Annotated in this window: 20 protein-coding genes; 12 read left to right on the top strand and 8 right to left on the bottom strand. The window is 62.3% G+C overall.

Annotation, left to right across the window (positions count from 1 at the left end):
• Window positions 1-4 precede the first annotated feature (4 nt).
• The gene (locus tag ACW9H9_RS09775) at window positions 5-1,321 is read left to right on the top strand and encodes a bifunctional DedA family/phosphatase PAP2 family protein (protein WP_457342949.1); all 1,317 of its coding nucleotides are present in this window, start codon (window positions 5-7) and stop codon (window positions 1,319-1,321) included.
• Here ACW9H9_RS09775 and ACW9H9_RS09770 read toward each other — a convergent pair.
• The 3 genes from ACW9H9_RS09770 to ACW9H9_RS09760 are packed head-to-tail and all read right to left on the bottom strand — an operon-like array spanning window position 1,315 to window position 2,994.
• Window positions 1,315-1,908 carry an LON peptidase substrate-binding domain-containing protein gene (locus tag ACW9H9_RS09770; protein WP_457342948.1) on the bottom strand — a complete coding sequence of 198 codons (594 nt, stop codon included), beginning with the start codon at window positions 1,906-1,908 and terminating at the stop codon, window positions 1,315-1,317. The genes ACW9H9_RS09775 and ACW9H9_RS09770 overlap by 7 nt on opposite strands.
• Window positions 1,909-1,918: 10 nt before the next feature.
• Complete coding sequence (locus ACW9H9_RS09765; protein WP_457342947.1) at window positions 1,919-2,635, bottom strand: LrgB family protein; 717 nt, start codon at window positions 2,633-2,635, stop codon at window positions 1,919-1,921.
• Entirely contained in the window at window positions 2,632-2,994 is a 363-nt protein-coding gene (locus ACW9H9_RS09760; RefSeq protein WP_457342946.1) for a CidA/LrgA family protein, read from the bottom strand. Before ACW9H9_RS09760 ends, ACW9H9_RS09765 begins: the two co-directional genes overlap by 4 nt.
• A 177-nt stretch (window positions 2,995-3,171) precedes the next feature.
• Here ACW9H9_RS09760 and ACW9H9_RS09755 point away from each other — a divergent pair, with 177 nt between their 5' ends.
• From ACW9H9_RS09755 to ACW9H9_RS09745, 3 genes are all read left to right on the top strand, one after another.
• A complete protein-coding gene (locus ACW9H9_RS09755) occupies window positions 3,172-3,627 on the top strand; it encodes a MaoC family dehydratase (protein WP_457342945.1) in 456 nt (151 codons plus the stop codon).
• A 113-nt stretch (window positions 3,628-3,740) separates the two neighbouring features.
• Window positions 3,741-5,459, top strand: coding sequence for a C13 family peptidase (locus ACW9H9_RS09750; protein ID WP_457342944.1), 1,719 nt, complete (start codon window positions 3,741-3,743; stop codon window positions 5,457-5,459).
• Between the two features lie 28 nt (window positions 5,460-5,487).
• Complete coding sequence (locus ACW9H9_RS09745; RefSeq protein ID WP_457342943.1) at window positions 5,488-6,129, top strand: oxidoreductase; 642 nt, start codon at window positions 5,488-5,490, stop codon at window positions 6,127-6,129.
• Window positions 6,130-6,145: 16 nt separating this feature from the next.
• On the opposite strand, the gene ACW9H9_RS09740 is transcribed toward ACW9H9_RS09745, so the two are convergent.
• The 5 genes from ACW9H9_RS09740 to ACW9H9_RS09720 all read right to left on the bottom strand — a co-directional run bounded on the left by ACW9H9_RS09740 (window position 6,146) and on the right by ACW9H9_RS09720 (window position 11,622).
• The gene (locus ACW9H9_RS09740) at window positions 6,146-6,430 is read right to left on the bottom strand and encodes a YceK/YidQ family lipoprotein (protein WP_457342942.1); all 285 of its coding nucleotides are present in this window, start codon (window positions 6,428-6,430) and stop codon (window positions 6,146-6,148) included.
• Window positions 6,423-7,052: a flavin prenyltransferase UbiX gene (ubiX, locus tag ACW9H9_RS09735; RefSeq protein ID WP_457342941.1), complete on the bottom strand. Its 630-nt coding sequence runs from the start codon at window positions 7,050-7,052 to the stop codon at window positions 6,423-6,425. The genes ACW9H9_RS09740 and ubiX overlap by 8 nt, the downstream gene beginning before the upstream one ends.
• Window positions 7,049-8,398, bottom strand: coding sequence for a UDP-N-acetylmuramate:L-alanyl-gamma-D-glutamyl-meso-diaminopimelate ligase (gene mpl, locus ACW9H9_RS09730; RefSeq protein WP_457342940.1), 1,350 nt, complete (start codon window positions 8,396-8,398; stop codon window positions 7,049-7,051). Before mpl ends, ubiX begins: the two co-directional genes overlap by 4 nt.
• Window positions 8,399-8,494: 96 nt before the next feature.
• On the bottom strand, window positions 8,495-9,256 hold the full coding sequence (locus ACW9H9_RS09725; RefSeq protein ID WP_457342939.1) for a hypothetical protein: 762 nt from the start codon (window positions 9,254-9,256) through the stop codon (window positions 8,495-8,497).
• A 455-nt stretch (window positions 9,257-9,711) separates the two neighbouring features.
• On the bottom strand, window positions 9,712-11,622 hold the full coding sequence (locus ACW9H9_RS09720; protein ID WP_457342938.1) for a sigma-54-dependent Fis family transcriptional regulator: 1,911 nt from the start codon (window positions 11,620-11,622) through the stop codon (window positions 9,712-9,714).
• A gap of 289 nt (window positions 11,623-11,911) precedes the next feature.
• On the opposite strand from ACW9H9_RS09720, the gene exaC reads away from it, so the two are divergent.
• From exaC to ppa, 8 genes are all read left to right on the top strand, one after another.
• A complete protein-coding gene (gene exaC, locus ACW9H9_RS09715; protein ID WP_457342937.1) occupies window positions 11,912-13,432 on the top strand; it encodes an acetaldehyde dehydrogenase ExaC in 1,521 nt (506 codons plus the stop codon).
• A gap of 130 nt (window positions 13,433-13,562) precedes the next feature.
• Window positions 13,563-14,996: an ethanolamine permease gene (gene eat, locus ACW9H9_RS09710; protein ID WP_457342936.1), complete on the top strand. Its 1,434-nt coding sequence runs from the start codon at window positions 13,563-13,565 to the stop codon at window positions 14,994-14,996.
• 53 nt (window positions 14,997-15,049) lie between these two features.
• On the top strand, window positions 15,050-16,444 hold the full coding sequence (locus ACW9H9_RS09705; protein ID WP_457342935.1) for an ethanolamine ammonia-lyase subunit EutB: 1,395 nt from the start codon (window positions 15,050-15,052) through the stop codon (window positions 16,442-16,444).
• A complete protein-coding gene (gene eutC / locus ACW9H9_RS09700; protein ID WP_457342934.1) occupies window positions 16,441-17,286 on the top strand; it encodes an ethanolamine ammonia-lyase subunit EutC in 846 nt (281 codons plus the stop codon). The genes ACW9H9_RS09705 and eutC overlap by 4 nt, the downstream gene beginning before the upstream one ends.
• 92 nt (window positions 17,287-17,378) lie before the next feature.
• Entirely contained in the window at window positions 17,379-17,837 is a 459-nt protein-coding gene (locus ACW9H9_RS09695) for a GNAT family N-acetyltransferase (RefSeq protein WP_457342933.1), read from the top strand.
• Between the two features lie 286 nt (window positions 17,838-18,123).
• Entirely contained in the window at window positions 18,124-18,780 is a 657-nt protein-coding gene (locus ACW9H9_RS09690; RefSeq protein WP_457342932.1) for a DedA family protein, read from the top strand.
• A gap of 6 nt (window positions 18,781-18,786) precedes the next feature.
• Window positions 18,787-19,599, top strand: coding sequence for a M90 family metallopeptidase (locus ACW9H9_RS09685; protein ID WP_457342931.1), 813 nt, complete (start codon window positions 18,787-18,789; stop codon window positions 19,597-19,599).
• Between the two features lie 111 nt (window positions 19,600-19,710).
• The gene (gene ppa, locus ACW9H9_RS09680; protein ID WP_003219382.1) at window positions 19,711-20,238 is read left to right on the top strand and encodes an inorganic diphosphatase; all 528 of its coding nucleotides are present in this window, start codon (window positions 19,711-19,713) and stop codon (window positions 20,236-20,238) included.
• Window positions 20,239-20,432 lie beyond the last annotated feature (194 nt).

Raw genomic sequence — 20,432 nt, 5'->3', positions numbered from 1 at the left:
GTGTATGGGCCCATGGCTCGATAGCATCACTGGCTGGTTGACCCTGAACCCACAATGGCTGGCCGCCGCGGTTTTTATCGTCGCGTGCGTGGAATGCCTGGCGATTGTCGGCCTGATCGTGCCGGGCACGGTCTTGCTGTTCGCGATTGCGGTGCTGGCTGGCAGCGGCGCGCTGCCCCTGGGCGAAACCCTGTTGCTGGGCTTGCTCGGCGGCCTGCTGGGCGACGGCATTTCCTACTACCTGGGCCGGCATTTCCACCAAAACATCCGGCGACTGCCCGGCCTGCGCAGCCACCCCGAATGGATCAACGGCGCGGAGACTTACTTTCAGAAGTACGGCATCGCCAGCCTGTTGGTAGGACGCTTCATCGGCCCGCTACGCCCCATGCTGCCCATGGTGGCGGGCATGTGCGACATGCCCTTCCCGCGCTTTGCCGCCGTGAGTGTGCTGGCGTCCGCCGGTTGGTCGGTGGCCTACCTGCTGCCGGGCTGGGCGACCGGTGCCGCGTTCCGCCTGCCGCTGCCCGAAGGTTTCTGGCCTGAAGCGGCGATCGTCGCCGCGTGCCTCGCGGTATTGATCGGCGTGAGCCTCAACAGCAGCCTGCGGGGCCATCGCCGCGCGACGCTGTGGATAGGTTGCGTGAGCGCCGCGCTGCTGATCGCACTGTTTATCGGCTACCCGCGCCTCAACGATTTCGATCAGGGCCTGATGGCATTGGTGCAAGAACATCGCGGACCGGCCATCGATCAGGTCATGGTGCGGATCACCCAGCTCGGCGAGTTCAAGAAGATGTTCCTGGCCAGCGCCGTGTTGACCGGCTTGCTGCTGCTGATGCGCCAATGGCGCCAGGCGTTTTTCGTCGGCGCCACCCTGGCGGGCGCGGCGGTGATCAACACCGGCACCAAACTGTTTTTTGCGCGCATGCGCCCCGAAGTGCTGACCGACCCGCTCACCAGCTTCAGCATGCCCAGTGGCCATGCGTCGGGCTCGTTCGCGTTTTTCCTGGCGTTGGCGGTGCTGGCCGGGCGCGGCCAACCCACGCGCATGCGCCTGACGTGGCTGATACTCGGTGCCCTGCCGGCCGCCGCCATTGCCGTGTCCCGGGTGTACCTGGGGGCCCACTGGCCCACCGACATTCTGGCCGGCGCCTTGCTGGCCATGACGGTCTGTGCGTTCAGCCTCACGGTCAGCCAGCACCGCAGCCTGCTGCCGGCAATGCCCGCGAAAACCTGGTGGCTGGTGCTGCCGACCCTCACGGCGCTGCTCGGTTTTATCGCGCTGAACGGCACGGCTCACGCGTTGCTGCGGTATGCCTATTGAGTGAAGAGCTCGCCCTGCAGCTCATCCAGCAACCGTTGAATGGCATCCAGCCGTTGCCGTGGATCGTCGAGTTGTAACAGGTCGATCTTGCCGGCCTCGGTGAAAGGCAGCAGGTACGCCAGTTGGTTGCCCAGGGCCTGCTGGCCGTCGGCGTGGGTGCCCATGTCCAGCGAGGCGACCATCGGGTGCTCGGCCAGGGCGTGGAGCAAGGCCAGCAGGTCGGCGTCTTCTTCGGCCAGCGGCTGCTCGGGCCATTCGTCCAGCCATTGCACCTCGGCCACCAGCAATTGGTCGCGCTGCACACCGGCCTCGCGCACGCGAAACCTGCGGCCGCCTTCGACACGAATGCCCAGCAGGCCGTTGTCCTGTTGCTTGAAATCTCGGATCAGCGCTTCACAGCCGATCGTGGCGTAGCCGTCCGGCGCCAGTCCCACCTCCTTGCCGTCCAGGATGCAGACCACACCAAAGCTTTCGCCCTTTTTCATGCAGCGGCTGATCATGTCCAGGTAGCGCGCCTCGAACAGTTGCAGGTCGAGGGTGCAGCCGGGGAACAGCACGGTATTGAGCGGGAAAAGCGCCAGACTCATAAAGGTTTCCTTAAATAACCAGTGACACGGCCAACGGCAGGAACACCGCCGTTGCCACGCCCATCAAACTCATGGCCAGCGCGGCAAAGGCGCCGCACTCCTCGCTTTCCTGCAAGGCCACCGACGTTCCCACCGCATGGGCCGTCATGCCCAGCGCCATGCCACGTGCCTCGGGGCTGTGCACACCCAGGCGCGTCAAATAAGCGGGGCCGATCATCGCACCAATCACGCCGGTGATCAGCACAAAAACCGCCGCCAACGCCGCCACACCGCCCAGTTGCTCGGCCACCAGCATGGCAATCGGCGAGGTTACGGACTTGGGCGCCATGGTCATCAACATTTTGTGTTCGGCGCCAAACCACCCGCCCAACAACAGGCACAGGCCGGTGGCCAGCACGCCGCCCACCACCAGCGTAGTAAAAATGGGCCAGAACAATTGGCGGATTCTGCGCAGGTTCAGGTAAAGCGGCACCGCCAGGGCGACGGTGGCCGGGCCCAGCAGGATGCCCAGTATTTCGGTGCTCTGGCGGTATTCGGCGTAGGTCAGCCCGCAGCCCAGCAACACGCCAATCACCAGCAACATCGACACCAGCACCGGCTGCAGAAAAATCCAGCGGGTTTTCTCGAACACCGCCAGCACCAGTTGGTAGGCGCCCAGGGTAATGCCGATGCCAAACAAGGGATGATGAATGACCGCCGTCCACGCGCCCTGCCAGTCGAGCATCATGGCTTGCCCTCCCGGCGCGCCTGGCGCTTGACCAGGTACTGCATGAGCACGCCGACAAATCCCATGGCGATCACCAGCGATAGCACCAATGCCCCGACGATGGCCCAGAAGTCGGCGGCGATGTCGTGGGCGTACACCATCACGCCCACCGCGGGCGGCACCAGCAGCAACGGCAGGTAACGCAACAGGCTGCCCGCGGCCAGGCTCAGGGGCTCGCCGACTTCGCCGCGACCGATCAGGAAGGCCAGCAACAGCAGCAGGCCGATGATCGGCCCCGGCAGCACCGGCAGGCATAAATGATTGATCGCCGTGCCGAGCAATTGGAACAGCACCAGCCATGTGAGCCCGCGTAACAGCATCCAATCCCCTCCCCTCAAACCCGACCGGCATTTAAGCACGCCCAGCCCATACACCGGCATTCGCCTAAAGCAGGGTGGGTTGACCACAGCATTTTGCCATGATGATCTACATTGGTTCTCAGGGCGCCGTTTCATGCCTGGAAACTCTAAAAATCGATGACCTCAAGGAGAGACGCAATGCCCTATGTACCCGTAGCGCAGCTCAACGATTATGTCGGCAAGGAACTGGGACGCTCCGACTGGCTAACCATCGATCAGGACCGCATCAACCTGTTCGCCGAGGCCACCGGCGATTATCAGTTCATCCACGTGGACCCGGAAAAAGCCGCCCAGACGCCATTCGGCAGCACCATCGCCCATGGTTTTTTGTCGCTGTCGCTGATCCCCAAACTGATCGAAAACATCCTGATCATGCCCGAAGGCCTGAAGATGGCGGTGAACTATGGCCTTGACAGCGTGCGGTTCATGCAGCCGGTCAAGGTCAACTCCCGGGTACGCCTGGCGGTGAGCCTCACCGATGCCGCCCAGAAAAAACCCGGCCAATGGCTGCTCAAAGCCACCTGCACCCTGGAAATAGAAGGCCAGGACAAGCCCGCCTACATCGCCGAGTCGCTGTCACTCTGCTTCGTGTAACGCTGCGGCTGGAGTGAACGGGCACGCCCCGTTCACTCATCACAATTCGTGTAAATTTATGTATAGATCTCGTAGCTGCGGCATACTCGGCGCTCAATTATCCGGATCCCGCTATGCGCCCACTTGCTCCCCTCGCTCTTGCCCTGTTGCTCACCGCTTGCGGAGACGGCGAATCGCTGTTGCCGCCCGATGCGCGCCTGCCCGATGGCGGCCGTTACCGGGGCGATGTGGTCAACGGTTTGCTGCAAGGCCAGGGCCGCGTGGACTACCCCAACGGCAGTTGGTACGCGGGCCAGTTCGACAAGGGCCAGTGGCACGGCCAGGGCGAATGGCACGGCAGCAACGGCGAAGTCTATAAAGGCCAGTTCCACCAGGGCCTGTTTGAGGGCCAGGGCAGCCTGACCACCCCGGGCAGCAGTTACACCGGCGGCTTCAAGCAAGGCCGGCGCAACGGCGAAGGCACCCTCAAAGAGGGGCAAATGACCTACCGCGGCGAGTTCAAGGACGACCAGTATTCCGGCCTTGGCCGCCTGGAGCTGGCCGACGGCAGCCAGTACCAGGGCCAGTTCGCCCACGGCAAACCCAACGGCGAAGGCCAGCGCAACGACGACAGCGGCAACCAGTTCGGCGGCCATTTCTTCGATGGTCAACTGGAGGGCTACGGCACCTTCAACAGCGCCGATGGCGACATGTACATCGGCCACTTCAAACAGAACCAGCTCAACGGCAAGGGCCGCTACGAGAACGCCGACGGCGACGTGTGGATCGGCGAATTCAAAGAAGGCGCGCTGAGTGGCAAGGGCGAGTTGATCGGCGTCGACGGCAGCCACTATGTGGGCCAGTTCGCCGACTGGCGCTTCACCGGCCAAGGCCGCCTGAACCTCACCGACGGCAGCTTCTACATCGGCGGTTTCGACAGCGACAACTACCAGGGCCACGGCACGCTGGTGCTCACCGACGGCACCGTACAGGCCGGCACCTGGGTCAATGGCCTGCGGGTGCGCGACGCCGACGGCAAGCTGTTGCCCGACCCGCTGGAAACCGGGTTGCTGGCCCAAGGCCGCCTGCTCGACACCGCCCTGGCCGCCGTGCCCGCCTCCACGCCCGGGGTAAAGCTGTACACGCTGACGCTGGCCGGCGACGGCAAGCAAAGCGTGTTCCTGCGCGAAGCCGATTACGTCAGCAACATGCTCGCCAGCCGCTTTGGCGCCTTCGGCCAGATCCGCCTGGTGAACCACCGCGACCACATCGCCGACCGCCCCATGGCCACCCGTGAAAACCTGCGCCGCGCCGTGCAGACCCTGGCCGAGCGCAGCGGCCCCGACGACCTGGTGTTCATCTACCTCACCAGCCACGGCACCCACGAGCACGAACTGGTGCTCGACCAGCCGCGCATGGAGCTGGCCGACCTGCCCGCCGACGAGCTGGCCGCCGTGATGGCGCCGCTGAAAAACCGCGACAAGATCATCGTGATTTCCGCCTGCTACTCCGGCGGCTTCATCCCGGCCCTCAAAGACGAACACACGTTGATCATGACCGCCTCGCGGGCTGACCGCGTGTCCTTCGGCTGTTCGGAAGAAGCAGACTTCACCTACTTCGGCGACGCTCTTTTCGCACAAGCCCTCAACCAGACCGACGACTTGCAGCAAGCCTTCAAGCTGGCGCAAACCCACGTGGCCGAACGCGAACAGGCGGACAACTTCGAAGCCTCCGAACCCCAGATCTGGGCCCCCAAAGGCGTGATTGCGCGCTGGCAATTATTACGCAAACAGCAGGCACGAAAAGCGTTGGAAAGCGTCTCTATCAATAGCAAGGAAGCCAAGAGCAACTAAGCTGAAACCGTATCAAGGGGGAAACATCATGTACTTGACGCCTCAGCATATCCTGCTCGCCGGGGCCACTGGCCTTACGGGCGAGCACCTGCTCGATCGCCTGCTTAACGAACCCACCGTCGCCCGCGTGCTGGCACCCAGCCGCAAGCCACTTGCCGAACACCCACACCTGGAAAACCCGCTGGGCGACCTGACGGCGGTCTTGCCGCAACTAGGCGGCCGTGTCGACCTGGCCTTTTGCTGCCTGGGCACCACCCTCAAAAAAGCGGGCTCAGAAGCGGCGTTCCGCGCCGTGGACCTGGACCTGGTCGTGGCCTTTGCCCAGCGTGCGCGAGCATTGGGCGCTCGCCACCTGGTGGTAATCAGCGCAATTGGCGCCGACCCTGAATCCTCGATTTTCTACAACCGGGTCAAGGGCGAGATGGAAGACGCCTTGAAGGCTCAGGACTGGCCACAACTGACCATCGTGCGGCCATCGCTGCTGTTGGGCGAGCGCCTGGAAACGCGCCTGGCCGAAAAAATCGCCGGGCCGTTGTCACGCCTGATCCCGGGCAAATACCGCGGGATTGAAGTGTGCGAACTGGCGCGGGCCATGTGGCGACTGGCGCTGGAAGAACAGGACGGCCTGCGCGTGGTGGAGTCGGACGAGCTGCGCAAGCTGGGCAAGTAAGCCGACCCTGTCGCGGTTACAGCCCGCCCGTGGCGTTGAACCCGACGCCCAACACCGTCAACACCGACAGGGGCAACAACAGCGTGTCGAGCACCGCACTGGCCGGCAGGTCGAGGTGCGGATAGCTCGGCGCCTCGGCACCAAACCGGTCCATCGCGCAACAACCACCCTGTATCGCATACATATCCAGCCGCGTGCCGGCGTATACCACCGGCGCACCCGGCTGGGCGGCGTCCAGCGTGCGCGCCGTGGCGCAGCCGGTCAGTTGCAGTGCCACCAGCACCATCAGGAGTTTATTCATCGCTGCTCAAATGGTGTTCGCCCCAACGCGGCAGCATGTCCTGGGGAATGTTCAACAAGTTGAGAATGCGCGCCACCACAAAATCCACCAGGTCATCGATGGTCTGCGGCTGGTGATAAAAGCCCGGCGATGCAGGCAGGATGGTCACGCCCATGTTCGACAGCTTGAGCATGTGCTCCAGGTGAATACTCGAATACGGCGCCTCGCGCGGCACCAGGATCAACGGGCGACGCTCCTTCAAGGTCACGTCGGCGGCCCGCTCGATCAGGTTGTTGCACGCCCCGGTCGCAATCGCCGACAGGGTGCCGGTAGAACACGGCACCACCACCATCGCCGCAGGTGCCCCGGAGCCCGAGGCCACGGGCGACATCCAGTCTTCCTTGCCATACACCTTGATCTGCCCCGCCGCCGCGCCGGTGTACTCGGTCAGAAACGCCTGCATGCCCTGCACCTTGGCGGGCAGCGCCACGTCGGTTTCGGTGGCCAGCACCAGTTGCGCGGCCTTGGAGATCAAAAAGTGCACCTCGCGGTCTTCACGCACCAGGCAGTCCAGCAGGCGCAAGCCGTAGGGCGCGCCGGACGCACCGGTCATCGCCAGGGTGATGCGTTCCGGGCCGTTCATTTCAGCGCCTCGGCCAGTTTGCCGTGCAGGCCGCCAAAGCCGCCGTTGCTCATGATCACCACCTGTGTGCCGGGCTTGGCCTGGCGTTTGACCTGTTCAATGATGCCGTCCAGCGAATCAAAAACCTGCGACGGCACGGTGCAGCGGGCCGCAATGGCTGGCAAGTCCCAGCCGAGGTTGGCCGGGGCGTACCACAGGGCCAGGTCGGCGTCGTTCACGCTTTCGGGCAAACCGTCGCGGTGCGCGCCCAGCTTCATGGAGTTGGAACGCGGCTCGATCACCGCAATGATCGGCGCATCCCCCACGCGTTTGCGCAGGCCGTCCAGGGTGGTGGCAATGGCCGTGGGGTGGTGGGCAAAGTCGTCGTAGATCGTAATACCGTTCACTTCGGCGACTTTTTCCATACGCCGCTTCACGCTCTTGAATGCGCTCAATGCGGCGATGCCCATGGACGGCACCACGCCTACATGGCGAGCGGCTGCAAGCGTGACCAAGGCGTTGGCGACGTTGTGCTGACCGGTCATTGCCCAATCGACGATGCCTTGAGACACGCCTTCAAACGACACTTCAAAGCGCGAGCCGTCTTCGCTCAGCAATTTGACCTGCCACTGCCCGCCCTCGCCGGTGGTCTGCACTGGGGTCCAGCAGCCCATCTGGATCACACGCTGCAACGCAGGCTCGGTGGTGGGGTGGATCACCAAGCCTTCAGCCGGAATGGTCCGCACCAAGTGGTGGAACTGGCGCTCGATGGCCGCCAGGTCAGGGAAGATGTCGGCGTGATCGAACTCAAGGTTGTTCAGGATCGCCGTGCGCGGGCGGTAGTGGACGAACTTGGAGCGCTTGTCGAAGAAGGCGCTGTCGTACTCGTCCGCCTCGATCACAAAAAACGGCGTGCCGCCCAGGCGAGCAGACACGGAGAAGTTCTGCGGCACCCCGCCGATCAAAAAGCCCGGGCTCATGCCGGCATGCTCCAGCACCCAAGCGAGCATGCTGCTGGTGGTGGTCTTGCCGTGGGTGCCGGCCACGGCCAATACCCAGCGACCTTGCAGCACGTGGTCTGCCAGCCATTGCGGGCCAGACACATAAGGCAAACCTTTATTGAGTACGTACTCGACGGCCGGGTTGCCACGGGACATGGCGTTGCCGATCACCACCAAGTCCGGCGCCGGGTCGAATTGGGCCGGGTCATAGCCTTGGGTCAGGGTGATGCCCTGGGCTTGAAGTTGCGTGCTCATGGGCGGGTACACATTGGCATCGGAGCCGGTGACGTGATGGCCCAACTCTTTGGCCAATACCGCCATCGAACCCATGAAAGTGCCGCAGATACCGAGAATATGAATGTGCATAGTCGACCTCGTAAAACATCGAGGCAGGTTAGCGCAGGGAGGGGGAAATCGCACTCTTTAGCTGTTAGACGGCGGCCTTTGCAGGCCGCCGGGGACTCAGGCGGTTTGGGTGCCCGCCACGCCCGCTTCGGGGAGTTCGGTGCTCTTGAGCACGATCAGTTTGCCGATGAACTTGTTCACCCCCTCAAACTGTTTTTCCAAGGCGTCCAGTCGGCCCTGGTCGGTGGTGGCCATACCGCCTGACGGGACGTAGGGTCGGAAAATCATGTCGTTTTCCTCGCCGATCAGCGTGAGCTGTTTTTCCGCCACGCCATACAGCGCTTCCAGGGTGGTCAGACGGTCGCCGGGGGAGCCTGACGAGCTGTCCGCGATCTTGAGCGCTGGCGCATCCGTACCCTGGCGAACCGCCATGATGTTATTGGCCACCACTTCGATGCGCAGCTCCGCAAGCGCCAACCGCGAGTCCAGCGCCTCGGCCGCAGGCGGCACGGCAGTGGGCCCGCCGACTTGCGTGCTGGGCGCCGACATATGCACGGGCGGCAGAAGCGGCGTCTGCGCCGCGTACTGGCCCTTGATAGCCTCGCCAGTCCAGGCGGAACCTGCATAGGTGGCGATGCTCAAGGGTGCACTGACCAAGCCGTTGATCCCCGCGTTGACAAAGGCATCACGGGCGACGGTCCCCAACTGAGGGGATGTAGGAAAAACCCCGGCTTTGTGCAGGCGATCCGCAACTATCAGGTTTTGAGTGACTTCCGCCAGGTTCTTTGGTGCGGGATGGCTCTGCGAAAGAATGCCCACGCTCGGGCCAGGCTGCCCGGTGATACGCGTGGCGACGTCCTTGAACCGATCGTTGGGCACACGAGCCGGCGGCTTCGGGCTTTCTGAACCAGCCGGGGGCCGGATGGACGGCCGCTGGGCAGGCGGCAGGCTGGGCACCCGTGGCGGGCTGGGCGGTACTGTCCGCCGGAAAATCTGGGTAAAAATCCCACGCTTCTGGCGCCGATGTTCACCCTGCTCGCTGTGCTCCTCCGCCGCGGGCACGACAGCGGGCGCTTTCAGTTCATGATCGGGCTGTTCTTTAGGCTGTAACGGTATCGACGGGGGCAGACCTGTGACACGCATACTCTTCACCTTGATGATTTCTGACACTGAGGTTGTTGACGCAGAAAACAACGAGGCCAGGCGATCAACGTCCGGCCTCTTGCACTGCGTTACTCAAACCCCGTACCCGGTTCCAGAAAATCAACCCCAACCGCCAAACCCGACGCATCGCACAGCGAGTGCAATGGGCAGCTGACAGCGAGCGGTAAAAACTATAACGGCGACAGGTTCGCTTGGCGGGTAATCCCGTATTTGCGCAACTTTCTGTACAGCGTATTTCGGCTGATTCCCAGCGCTGCGGCGCTCTGGCTCATATGCCAGTGCTGTTGCGCCAACGTCGTCAACAAGGCGCCCCGCTCGGCGGCGTCCAGGCAAGAACCGGCGCACTCAGCAACCACCGGCTGGGCGCTGCGGATCATCGCTGGCAAATCGTCCCACCGCACCCGGCCGTCGGTACACAACGCCACTACGGTACGCAGCACCATACGCAGTTGCCGCACATTGCCCGGCCAGGCAAACCCCAGCAATGCCTCACGCGCCCGAGGGTCGAGCACCACCGCCTGCCCGGCCGCTTCCTGCGCCAATACAAACGCCAGCAGTTGCGCCTTGTCACTGCGCTCGCGCAAGGCGGGCAGGCCGATTTCCAAGCCGTTGAGGCGGTAATACAAGTCTTCGCGAAAGCTGCCGTCCTGCACCCGTTGCAGCAGGTTGCGGTGGGTCGCGCTGATGATCCGCACATTCACAGCCTCAGGCTCACCGCCGATGGGCACCACCAGGCGATCTTCCAGCACCCTTAATAGCCGGGTTTGCAGGGCCAGCGGCATGTCGCCGATTTCGTCGAGAAACAAGGTGCCACCATCGGCTTGCTGCAACTTGCCGCGCATGCCTTCCTTGCGCGCCCCGGTAAAGCTGCCGCCGCGATAGCCGAACAGTTCGCTTTCAATCAGGTTTTCGGGGATGGCCGCGCAGTTGAGCGCCACGAACGACTTGCCCGCCCGCAGGCTGGCCTGGTGTACGGCCTTGGCAAACGCCTCCTTGCCCGAGCCGGTTTCGCCGTTGATCAACAGCGGCACGTCGCGCTCGAACACGCGCAAGGCTTTGCTGAACTCGCTTTGCAGCGTGGGGTCGTCCAGGCAAATGCCCGGCACGGGTTTGTGCAGAACCGCCACCGGCGGGCCAGACACCGGCCGCGCCTGGCCCCGCAGCACCGCAAATACCCGGCGACCGTCGCGGGTCTGCAGCGGCCAACTGGCGGTGGCATTGACACTGGCACGGCCGAGCAATTCATCCAGGGCGCAGTCGAAAAACGCCTCTACCGGCTGCCCCAGCAACTCGTTGCGCAAACGTCCCAGCAGGTTCAGCGCGCTCTGGTTGAGCGCGCAGATGCGCCCTTCGCCATCAAACGCCAGCAACCCTTCGCTGAACAGCCCCACTGACTCGGCCTGCCAGTGAAACCGCAATAACCAGTGATGCTCGTAGTGACGCAGGAAGTAGCAACTCTCGATCATCTTCGCCGAGAGGTTGACCAGCGCCATGGTGTGGAACTGGCTCTGGCGCGACACCGCTGCCCGGGCCGATGACACATCCAGCACCGCCAGCAATTCGCCATGGGGATCAAACACCGGGCTCGCCGAACAGGTCAGCCCGGTGTGGCGCCCGCGAAAATGCTCATCACGATGAATCGTCAGCGCCTGGCGCTCCACCAGGCAGGTGCCAATACCGTTGGTGCCTTCGCACGCCTCGCTCCAGTCGGCGCCGAGCCACAGGCCTGCACGCTCGAAAATCTTGCGCTCGGCAGGCGCGGTGACGCAGTTGAGGATCACCCCGCGCGCATCGGTCAACAGCACCGCGTGGCCCGCCCCTTCGAGCTGTTGGTGCAGGCTGTTCATCTCGTGACCGGCAATGCTCAGCACCTGGTGCAGGCGTTCGCGGCTTTCCATCAGCCGCCCATGCTCCAGCACCGTGGGGGCCAGGGTTTGGGCGGGATCAAGGTGATAGTCCTCCAGGCAGCGCAACCAGGAGCGGGCGATGGACGGGTCGCTGCCGGGGCCGGTGGAAAGGTCCTGGCCCCGCGTGGCTGTCAGCACGTGCTGGGCATGGCGACTGAAATGATCGTTATGCATGTTGTTATTGTTCTCCTGCTGCGTGGGACACATCGCGAACCGGGACGGCCAGCATCCTCCTGCCCCGCAGGCATTGCAATCCCGGCCCGACCTGCCGACCCGCGGCTGTCCCGTTTATGGCACAAACTGTCACCTGCGCTGTACCGGGCCCGGCACAGCAACGTGTTGCAACACACCCCCAATGCCCGATTACACGGCCCCCGCCCGCGCTGGCCCGACCTTTGCTCTACGCTCTTGCAAGCACAACCGTGCGTCCTCCCATAAACACAAGAGCCAGGAGACACCCACCATGCGTTACGCCCACCCCGGTACTGAAGGCGCCAAGGTTTCTTTCAAGGCCAAGTACGGCAACTACATCGGCGGCGAATTCGTCGCGCCGGTGGACGGCAACTACTTCACCAACCTCTCGCCGGTCAACGGTAAACCCATCGCCGAATTCCCCCGCTCCACCGCCAAGGACATCGACAAGGCGCTGGACGCCGCCCACGCCGCCGCTGACGCCTGGGGCAAAACCTCGGCGCAGGACCGCTCGCTGGTGCTGCTGAAAATCGCCGACCGCATCGAACAGAACCTTGAGCTGCTGGCCATCACCGAAACCTGGGACAACGGCAAGGCCGTGCGCGAAACCCTCAACGCCGACATCCCGCTGGCCGCCGACCATTTCCGCTATTTCGCCGGTTGCATCCGCGCCCAGGAAGGCACCAGCGCCGAGATCAACGAACACACCGCCGCCTACCACTTCCATGAGCCCTTGGGCGTGGTCGGTCAGATCATCCCGTGGAACTTCCCGTTGCTGATGGCCGCCTGGAAGCTGGCACCGGCCCTGGCCGCCGGTAACTGCGTGGTGCTCAAACCCGCCGAGCAAACACCGTTGGGCATCAATGTGTTGCTGGAAGTGATCGGCGACCTGCTGCCGCCGGGCGTGCTGAACGTGGTGCACGGCTTTGGTAAAGAAGCCGGTGAAGCGCTGGCCACTAGCAAGCGCATCGCCAAAATCGCGTTTACCGGCTCCACGCCCGTGGGCTCGCACATCATGCATGCGGCCGCGACCAATATCATCCCGTCCACCGTGGAGCTGGGCGGCAAGTCGCCGAACATTTTCTTCGCCGACATCATGAAGGCCGAACCGTCCTTTATCGAAAAGGCCGCCGAGGGCCTGGTGCTGGCGTTTTTCAACCAGGGCGAGGTGTGCACCTGCCCGTCACGCGCGCTGGTGGAAGAGTCGATCTACGACGACTTCATGAAAGTGGTGATGAAAAAAATCGAGCAGATCAAACGCGGCGACCCGCTGGACACCGACACCATGGTGGGTGCCCAAGCGTCCGAGCAGCAATTTGACAAGATCCTCTCGTACCTGGAAATCGCCAAGGGCGAAGGCGCGCAACTGTTGACCGGCGGCAAGGTCGAGAAACTGAGCGGCGACCTGGCCAGCGGCTATTACATCCAGCCGACCCTGCTCAAGGGCACCAACCAGATGCGCGTGTTCCAGGAGGAGATCTTCGGGCCAGTGGTGAGTATCACCACATTCAAGGATGAGGCCGAAGCACTGGCGATTGCCAACGACACTGAGTTCGGCCTGGGTGCAGGCGTGTGGACACGCGACATCAACCGCGCCTACCGCATGGGCCGGGCGATCAAGGCGGGCCGCGTGTGGACCAACTGCTATCACCTCTACCCGGCGCATGCCGCGTTTGGCGGTTACAAAAAGTCCGGGGTGGGCCGCGAAACGCACAAGATGATGTTGGACCACTACCAGCAAACTAAAAACTTGTTGGTCAGTTACGACATTAATCCACTGGGCTTCTTCTAAGACCCTGCACTTAAGGCCATAAAAAGTGGGAGTAGGCGTGCCTGCTCCCACCGCTGTTCTTTGCAAGTAGTGTTCCCCCATCGGCTCAAGACAGCCGAACTAAAACAATAACAATGGACGGTACTTCATCATGCCTAGCGAACCCACTTCTACGTCTGTCGACTTTGAAAAAGTTGGCGTCGACTACTTCCAACAACGCGAACTTAAAAAAGGTGCCGCCGGCTGGGTGCTGTTGGTCGGCCTTGGCGTTGCTTATGTGATCTCCGGCGACTACGCCGGCTGGAACTTCGGCCTGGCCCAGGGCGGCTGGGGCGGGATGTTCCTCGCCACCTTGCTGATGGCCACCATGTACCTGTGCATGTGTTTTTCCCTGGCCGAGCTCTCTTCCATGATTCCTACGGCGGGCGGCGGCTACGGGTTTGCCCGCAGTGCATTCGGCCCATGGGGCGGGTTTCTCACCGGCACCGCGATCCTGATCGAATACGCCATCGCCCCCGCTGCCATCGCGGTGTTTATCGGCGCGTATTGCGAGTCGCTGTTCGGCATAGGCGGCTGGATGATCTACCTCGTGTTCTACGTGCTGTTTATCGGCATCCACATCTTTGGCGTGGGCGAAGCGTTGAAACTGATGTTTATCATCACCGCCATCGCCGCCCTTGCACTGGGGGTGTTTTTGGTGGCGATGGTGCCGCACTTCAACGTGGCCCATTTGCTCGACATGCCCGTGACCGAGGCCCGGGGCGCCAGCCCGTTCCTGCCCTTCGGGTACGTGGGCATCTGGGCGGCGATTCCTTATGCGATCTGGTTTTTCCTTGCCGTAGAAGGCGTGCCGCTGGCCGCCGAGGAAACCAAGAACCCCAAGCGCGACCTGCCACGCGGCCTGATCGGCGCCATTGTGGTGCTCACCAGTTTTGCCCTGCTTATTCTGGTGATCGCCCCCGGCGGCGCGGGCACGTTTGCACTGGTCAAGTCCGGCAACCCGTTGGTCGAGTCGCTGGCGCTGGCCTACGGTGGGTCGACCTGGATGGGCAGCTTCGTCAACCTGGTGGGGCTGGCCGGGCTGATCGCCAGCTTTTTCTCGATTATCTACGCCTATTCCCGGCAGATTTTCGCCCTTTCGCGTGCAGGCTACTTGCCGCGCAAACTGTCGCAAACCAACAAAAGCAAGGCACCGGTGCTGGCACTGGTGATCCCGGGCCTGATCGGCTTTGGCCTTTCGCTGACCGGCCAGGGTGATTTGCTGATCCTGGTGGCGGTGTTTGGCGCGACCATTTCCTACGTGCTGATGATGGCCGCGCACATCACCCTGCGCATCCGCCGCCCCAAAATGGACCGCCCGTACCGCACGCCGGGCGGCATCTTTACCTCGGGCATCGCCCTGGTCCTGGCGTGCATTGCCGTGGTGGCGGGCTTTTTGGTGGATCCGCGGGTGGTGATTGGCGCAGCGATCATCTATGGAGTATTAATTGCTTACTTTGCTTTCTACAGCCGGCATCACTTGGTAGCAGGCACGCCAGAAGAAGAATTCGCGGCGATCCAGGCCGCAGAGGCCGCCTTGCACTGAACTGCCGTAAACCTCGACGCGGGCCACTGCCCGCGTCGCCAAGGAGACACTGTATGGCAAGCTTTTCCCACGCGGTGGGTGCACTGACCTACCGCTTCGACAGCCTCAAGGACGTGATGGCCAAGGCCAGCCCCGCACGCTCCGGGGACTTTCTAGCCGGCGTGGCCGCGCAAAACGACGGCGAGCGGGTGGCCGCGCAGATGGCACTGGCCAATATCCCGCTCAAGCATTTTCTTGAAGAAATGCTGATCCCGTATGAAAACGACGAAGTCACCCGGCTGATCATCGACACCCACGATAAGCAGGCGTTTAACGTGGTCAGCCACCTGACCGTGGGCGGGTTTCGCGACTGGCTGTTGAGTGACGCAGCCAACGAACACAGCCTACGTGCGCTGGCGCCGGGGCTGACGCCGGAAATGGTCGCGGCCGTGTCAAAGATCATGCGCGTGCAGGACCTGGTGCTGGTGTCGCAAAAGATCCGCGTGGTCACCCAATTTCGCGGCACCCTCGGCCTGCGTGGGCGCCTGTCCACCCGCCTGCAACCCAACCACCCCACCGACGAACCCGCGGGCATTGCCGCGAGCATTCTCGACGGCCTGCTTTACGGCAACGGCGACGCGATGATCGGCATCAACCCGGCCACCGACAGCATCGCCTCGATCTGCGCGATGCTGGAGATGCTCGACGCGATCATCCAGCGTTACGAAATCCCGACCCAGGCGTGCGTGCTGACCCACGTCACCACGTCCATCGAGGCCATCAACCGGGGGGTGCCGCTGGACCTGGTGTTTCAGTCCATCGCGGGCACCGAGGCGGCCAACGCCAGTTTCGGCATCAGTCTGAGTGTGTTGCAGGAAGGGTACGACGCAGGCCTGAGCCTGAATCGCGGCACGCTTGGGAAAAACCTGATGTATTTCGAGACAGGCCAAGGCAGCGCCCTGTCGGCCAACGCGCACTTTGGCGTGGACCAGCAATCCTGCGAAACCCGCGCCTATGCGGTGGCGCGGCATTTCAAGCCGTTTCTGGTGAACACCGTGGTCGGCTTCATCGGCCCCGAATACCTGTACAACGGCAAGCAAATCATCCGTGCGGGCCTGGAAGACCACTTCTGCGGCAAGCTGCTGGGCGTGCCCATGGGCTGCGACATCTGCTACACCAACCACGCCGAAGCCGACCAGGACGACATGGACACCCTGCTGACCCTGCTGGGCGTGGCCGGGATCAACTTCATCATGGGCATCCCGGGCTCCGACGACATCATGCTCAACTACCAGACCACCTCCTTTCACGATGCCTTGTACGCCCGCCAGACATTAGGTTTAAAACCCGCGCCGGAGTTTGAACAGTGGCTGGCCAAGATGGGCATCTTCACGCAGGCGGACGGCAAGGTGCATTTCGGCAACAGCCTGCCACCGGCCTTTCGCCAAGCCTTGGCGCAACTGGGATGAAGGAGCCGCCTGTGTCTATCGATACGCCTGAACAAAGCGTTGAAAACCCGTGGCTGGAATTACGCCGCCTTACGCCCGCCCGCATCGCGCTGGGGCGCACCGGCACCAGCATCCCCACTGGCGCACAACTGGACTTCCAGTTCGCCCACGCCCAGGCGCGGGACGCGGTGCACCTGCCTTTTGACCACGCAGGCCTGAGCCGCCAAATGGCCGAGCGTGGGCGTGACAGCTTGTTGCTGCACAGCGCCGCCGTCGACCGTCACAGCTACCTGCAACGCCCGGACTTGGGACGGCGGCTGAGTGATGAGTCGGCCCAGGCCCTGCGCGATTACGCGCACGCCCACCCGGGCGGCGTGGACTTGGCGGTGGTGGTGGCCGACGGCCTGTCGGCACTGGCGGTGCACAAGCACACGGTGCCGTTTCTGACACGCATGGAGGAACAGACCCACGCAGAAGGGTGGTCGCTGTCGCCGGTGATTCTGGTGGAACAGGGCCGTGTGGCGGTGGCAGATGAAGTCGGCCAATTGCTCGGCGCCAAAATGGTGGTGATCCTGATCGGCGAGCGCCCGGGGCTCAGTTCGCCCGACAGCCTGGGGCTGTACTTCACCTACAACCCCAAGGTGGGCCTGACCGATGCCTACCGCAATTGCATTTCCAATGTGCGCCTGGAGGGGCTGAGCTACGGCATGGCGGCGCATCGCCTGCTTTACTTGATGCGAGAGGCCTGCCGCCGGCAGTTGTCCGGGGTCAACCTCAAGGATGAGGCTCAGGTTCAGACGCTTGAATCAGACGATCCCGACTTGATGAAGGGTAACTTCCTGCTGGGTCCTGTGCAGGACTGATCCCCGCACGATTGCGATTTTTATGCGCTTTTGGCAGCATCGAGACACGGCCGCGTGTGTGGTCATACCCCATCTGGAAGTTGAGGCCTGGCATGCGCATTGTTCAAGCGACCCTGGAACACCTGGACCTGTTGACCCCCTTGTTCGTCACATACCGCGAATATTACGGCGCGCTACCCTTTCCCGATTCGAGCCGCGAGTTCCTGGAAAAACGCCTGCGGCGCAAGGAGTCGGTGATTTACCTGGCGCTTTCGGATGACGATGACAAAAAGCTGCTGGGGTTCTGCCAGTTGTATCCCAGCTTTTCGTCGCTGTCGTTGAAGCGGGTGTGGATCCTCAATGACATCTACGTGGCCGAAGACGCGCGCCGCCAGCTGGTGGCGGACAACCTGATGCGCACGGCCAAGAAAATGGCCAAGCAAACCCACGCCGTGCGGCTGCGGGTGTCCACCAGCAGTGACAACCTCATTGCGCAAAAAACCTACGAATCCATCGGTTTCAGGGAAGACACCGAGTTCAAGAACTACGTGTTGCCCATCAGCGATGACTGACCCTGCCTAACCGGACAATTTCTATCAAAATGTGGGCGCCGGTGCGGCCCACATTGCGCAATCGCACGCAAACCTGCGCCCACAGGGGTTGTTAAAAACCCCGAGCACGCACCGCACACACGTTTTGCGACATCCCCCGCTACAAAACCAGCACGCTTTTCACGTCCCGGTCCGTATAATGCGAGGCTTTCAGGGTCGTAAGAAAACAGCCACAACCTTGTAGCCCTTATTACCCGAAGCCTCCGCACAGGCCTGCCGAGTCAGGCCGTTACCACAGGTGCCCTCCATGGATTTCAACCCGCTCGACCTTATCCTGCATCTCGATGTGTACCTCGACCTGCTGGTAAACAACTACGGTCCGTGGATCTACGCCATTCTGTTTCTTGTGATTTTTTGCGAAACCGGCCTGGTGGTCATGCCGTTCTTGCCGGGCGATTCGCTACTGTTCATTGCCGGTGCCGTGGCCGCAGGCGGGGGCATGGACCCGGTATTACTGGGCGGCCTGTTGATGCTCGCGGCCATTCTGGGCGACAGCACCAACTATGTGATCGGGCGCACCGCCGGAGAGCGCTTGTTCAGCAACCCCAACTCGAAGATTTTCCGCCGCGACTACCTGCAAAAAACCCACGACTTTTATGACAAGCACGGCGGCAAAACCGTGACGCTGGCGCGCTTCCTGCCGATCCTGCGGACCTTTGCACCGTTCGTCGCCGGGATCGCCAAAATGCCATACCCGCGCTTTTTCGGTTTCAGCGTGTTCGGCACCGTTATCTGGGTAGGCGGCCTGGTCACCCTGGGTTACTTCTTTGGCAACGTACCGTTCATCAAGAAAAACCTCTCGCTGCTGGTGGTGTTCATCATCCTGCTGTCGCTGGTGCCGATGATCATTGGCGTGGTGCGCAGCCGTTTTGGCGGCCGGTCCTCCGAAGCCAACACGCACTGATCGCCCATGTGGTCCCTGCGCGCCTGGCGTCGCCAGCGCCTGCTGGCCAAGCACCCGATTGCCGATGACACCTGGCAGCGGGTGCGCCATCACCTGACGTTTCTCGACGGCATCACCGATGAGCAAGACCGGTGGCTGCGTGAGGCGTGCGTTATATTTCTCGCCGAAAAACACCTCACCGCCCTGCCCGGCGTCGACCTGCACCAGGAACAACGCCTGCTGCTCGCCGCCCAGGCGCAATGGCCGCTGATCAACCTTGGCGACCTGGACTGGTATCAGGGTTTTCACGAGATCGTGCTGTACCCCGACGACTTCTTGAGCCCCCAGCGCCACCGCGACTCCAGCGGCGTGGAACACCAATGGGACGGCGAGCACAGCGGCGAAGCCTGGCAACAAGGCCCGGTGATTCTCGCCTGGCCCGGCGTGCTGGCCAGCGGCAATTGGGAAGGCTACAACCTGGTCATCCACGAACTGGCCCACAAGCTGGACATGCTCAACGGCGACGCCAACGGCCTGCCGCCGCTGCACCGCGACATGCGCGTGCAAGACTGGGCGCAGGTGATGCAAAGCGCGTTCGACGACCTCAACCACCAACTCGACCAGGACCCTGACGCCGAAACCGCCATCGACCCTTACGCGGCGCAGAACCCGGCCGAATTCTTTGCCGTCACCAGCGAATATTTTTTCAGTGCCCCGGATTTGCTGGTCAACACCTACCCGCAGGTCTACGCGCAACTGAGCCGTTTTTATCGTCAAGACCCGCTGGCCCGACTGACTCGGCTGCAATCGGACGACCCGCGCTACGCCGCGCAGGACTGACAACCCTACGACGTCTGGCGCGTGGCATCGGCGCCAGAATATGCCTATAATCGCCGCCACTTTTTGGCCAATCCGGCCAAGTTTTATGGCCAACTACGGGGGCAACGCCCAATGAGCTACAGCAAGATTCCGGCTGGCAAAGACCTGCCGAACGACATCTACGTCGCCATCGAAATTCCGGCCAACCATGCGCCGATCAAATACGAAATCGACAAAGACAGCGACTGCCTGTTCGTTGACCGTTTCATGGCCACCCCCATGTTCTACCCGGCCAACTACGGTTTCATCCCCAACACCCTGGCTGACGACGGTGATCCACTCGACGTGCTGGTCGTGACCCCTTACCCGGTCACCCCAGGCTCGGTGATCCGTGCTCGCCCGGTCGGCATCCTGAACATGACCGACGACGGCGGCGGCGATGCCAAAGTCATCGCAGTCCCTCACGACAAGCTGTCGCAGCTGTACGTCGACGTGAAGGAATACACCGACCTGCCACCGCTGTTGCTGGAGCAGATCAAACACTTCTTCGAGAACTACAAAGACCTCGAAAAAGGCAAATGGGTGAAGATCGACGGTTGGGGCAACGCAGACGCCGCCCGCGCCGAGATCCTGAAGTCGGTTGCCGCCTATAAAGGCTAATACTGCTGCCCGCTGAAAAAGCCCCGCCTGGTCGGGGCTTTTTTGTGGGAGAAAGAGAGTTTCGATGGCAATTAAATAAACAATTAAGCCCTATTCGTTTAACCGGCAATTCAAATAACTTGAATTGACTTTAAATAAGGAAACACCTACATACAGCAACTCAACGCATAGTTTATTTGATGTATTTTTTCCGC

The sequence above is a fragment of the Pseudomonas sp. SDO5215_S409 genome, from assembly GCF_054071325.1.
Note: the sequence above shows the minus strand (reverse complement) of the source record. Positions and strands in the feature narration are given on the sequence as shown.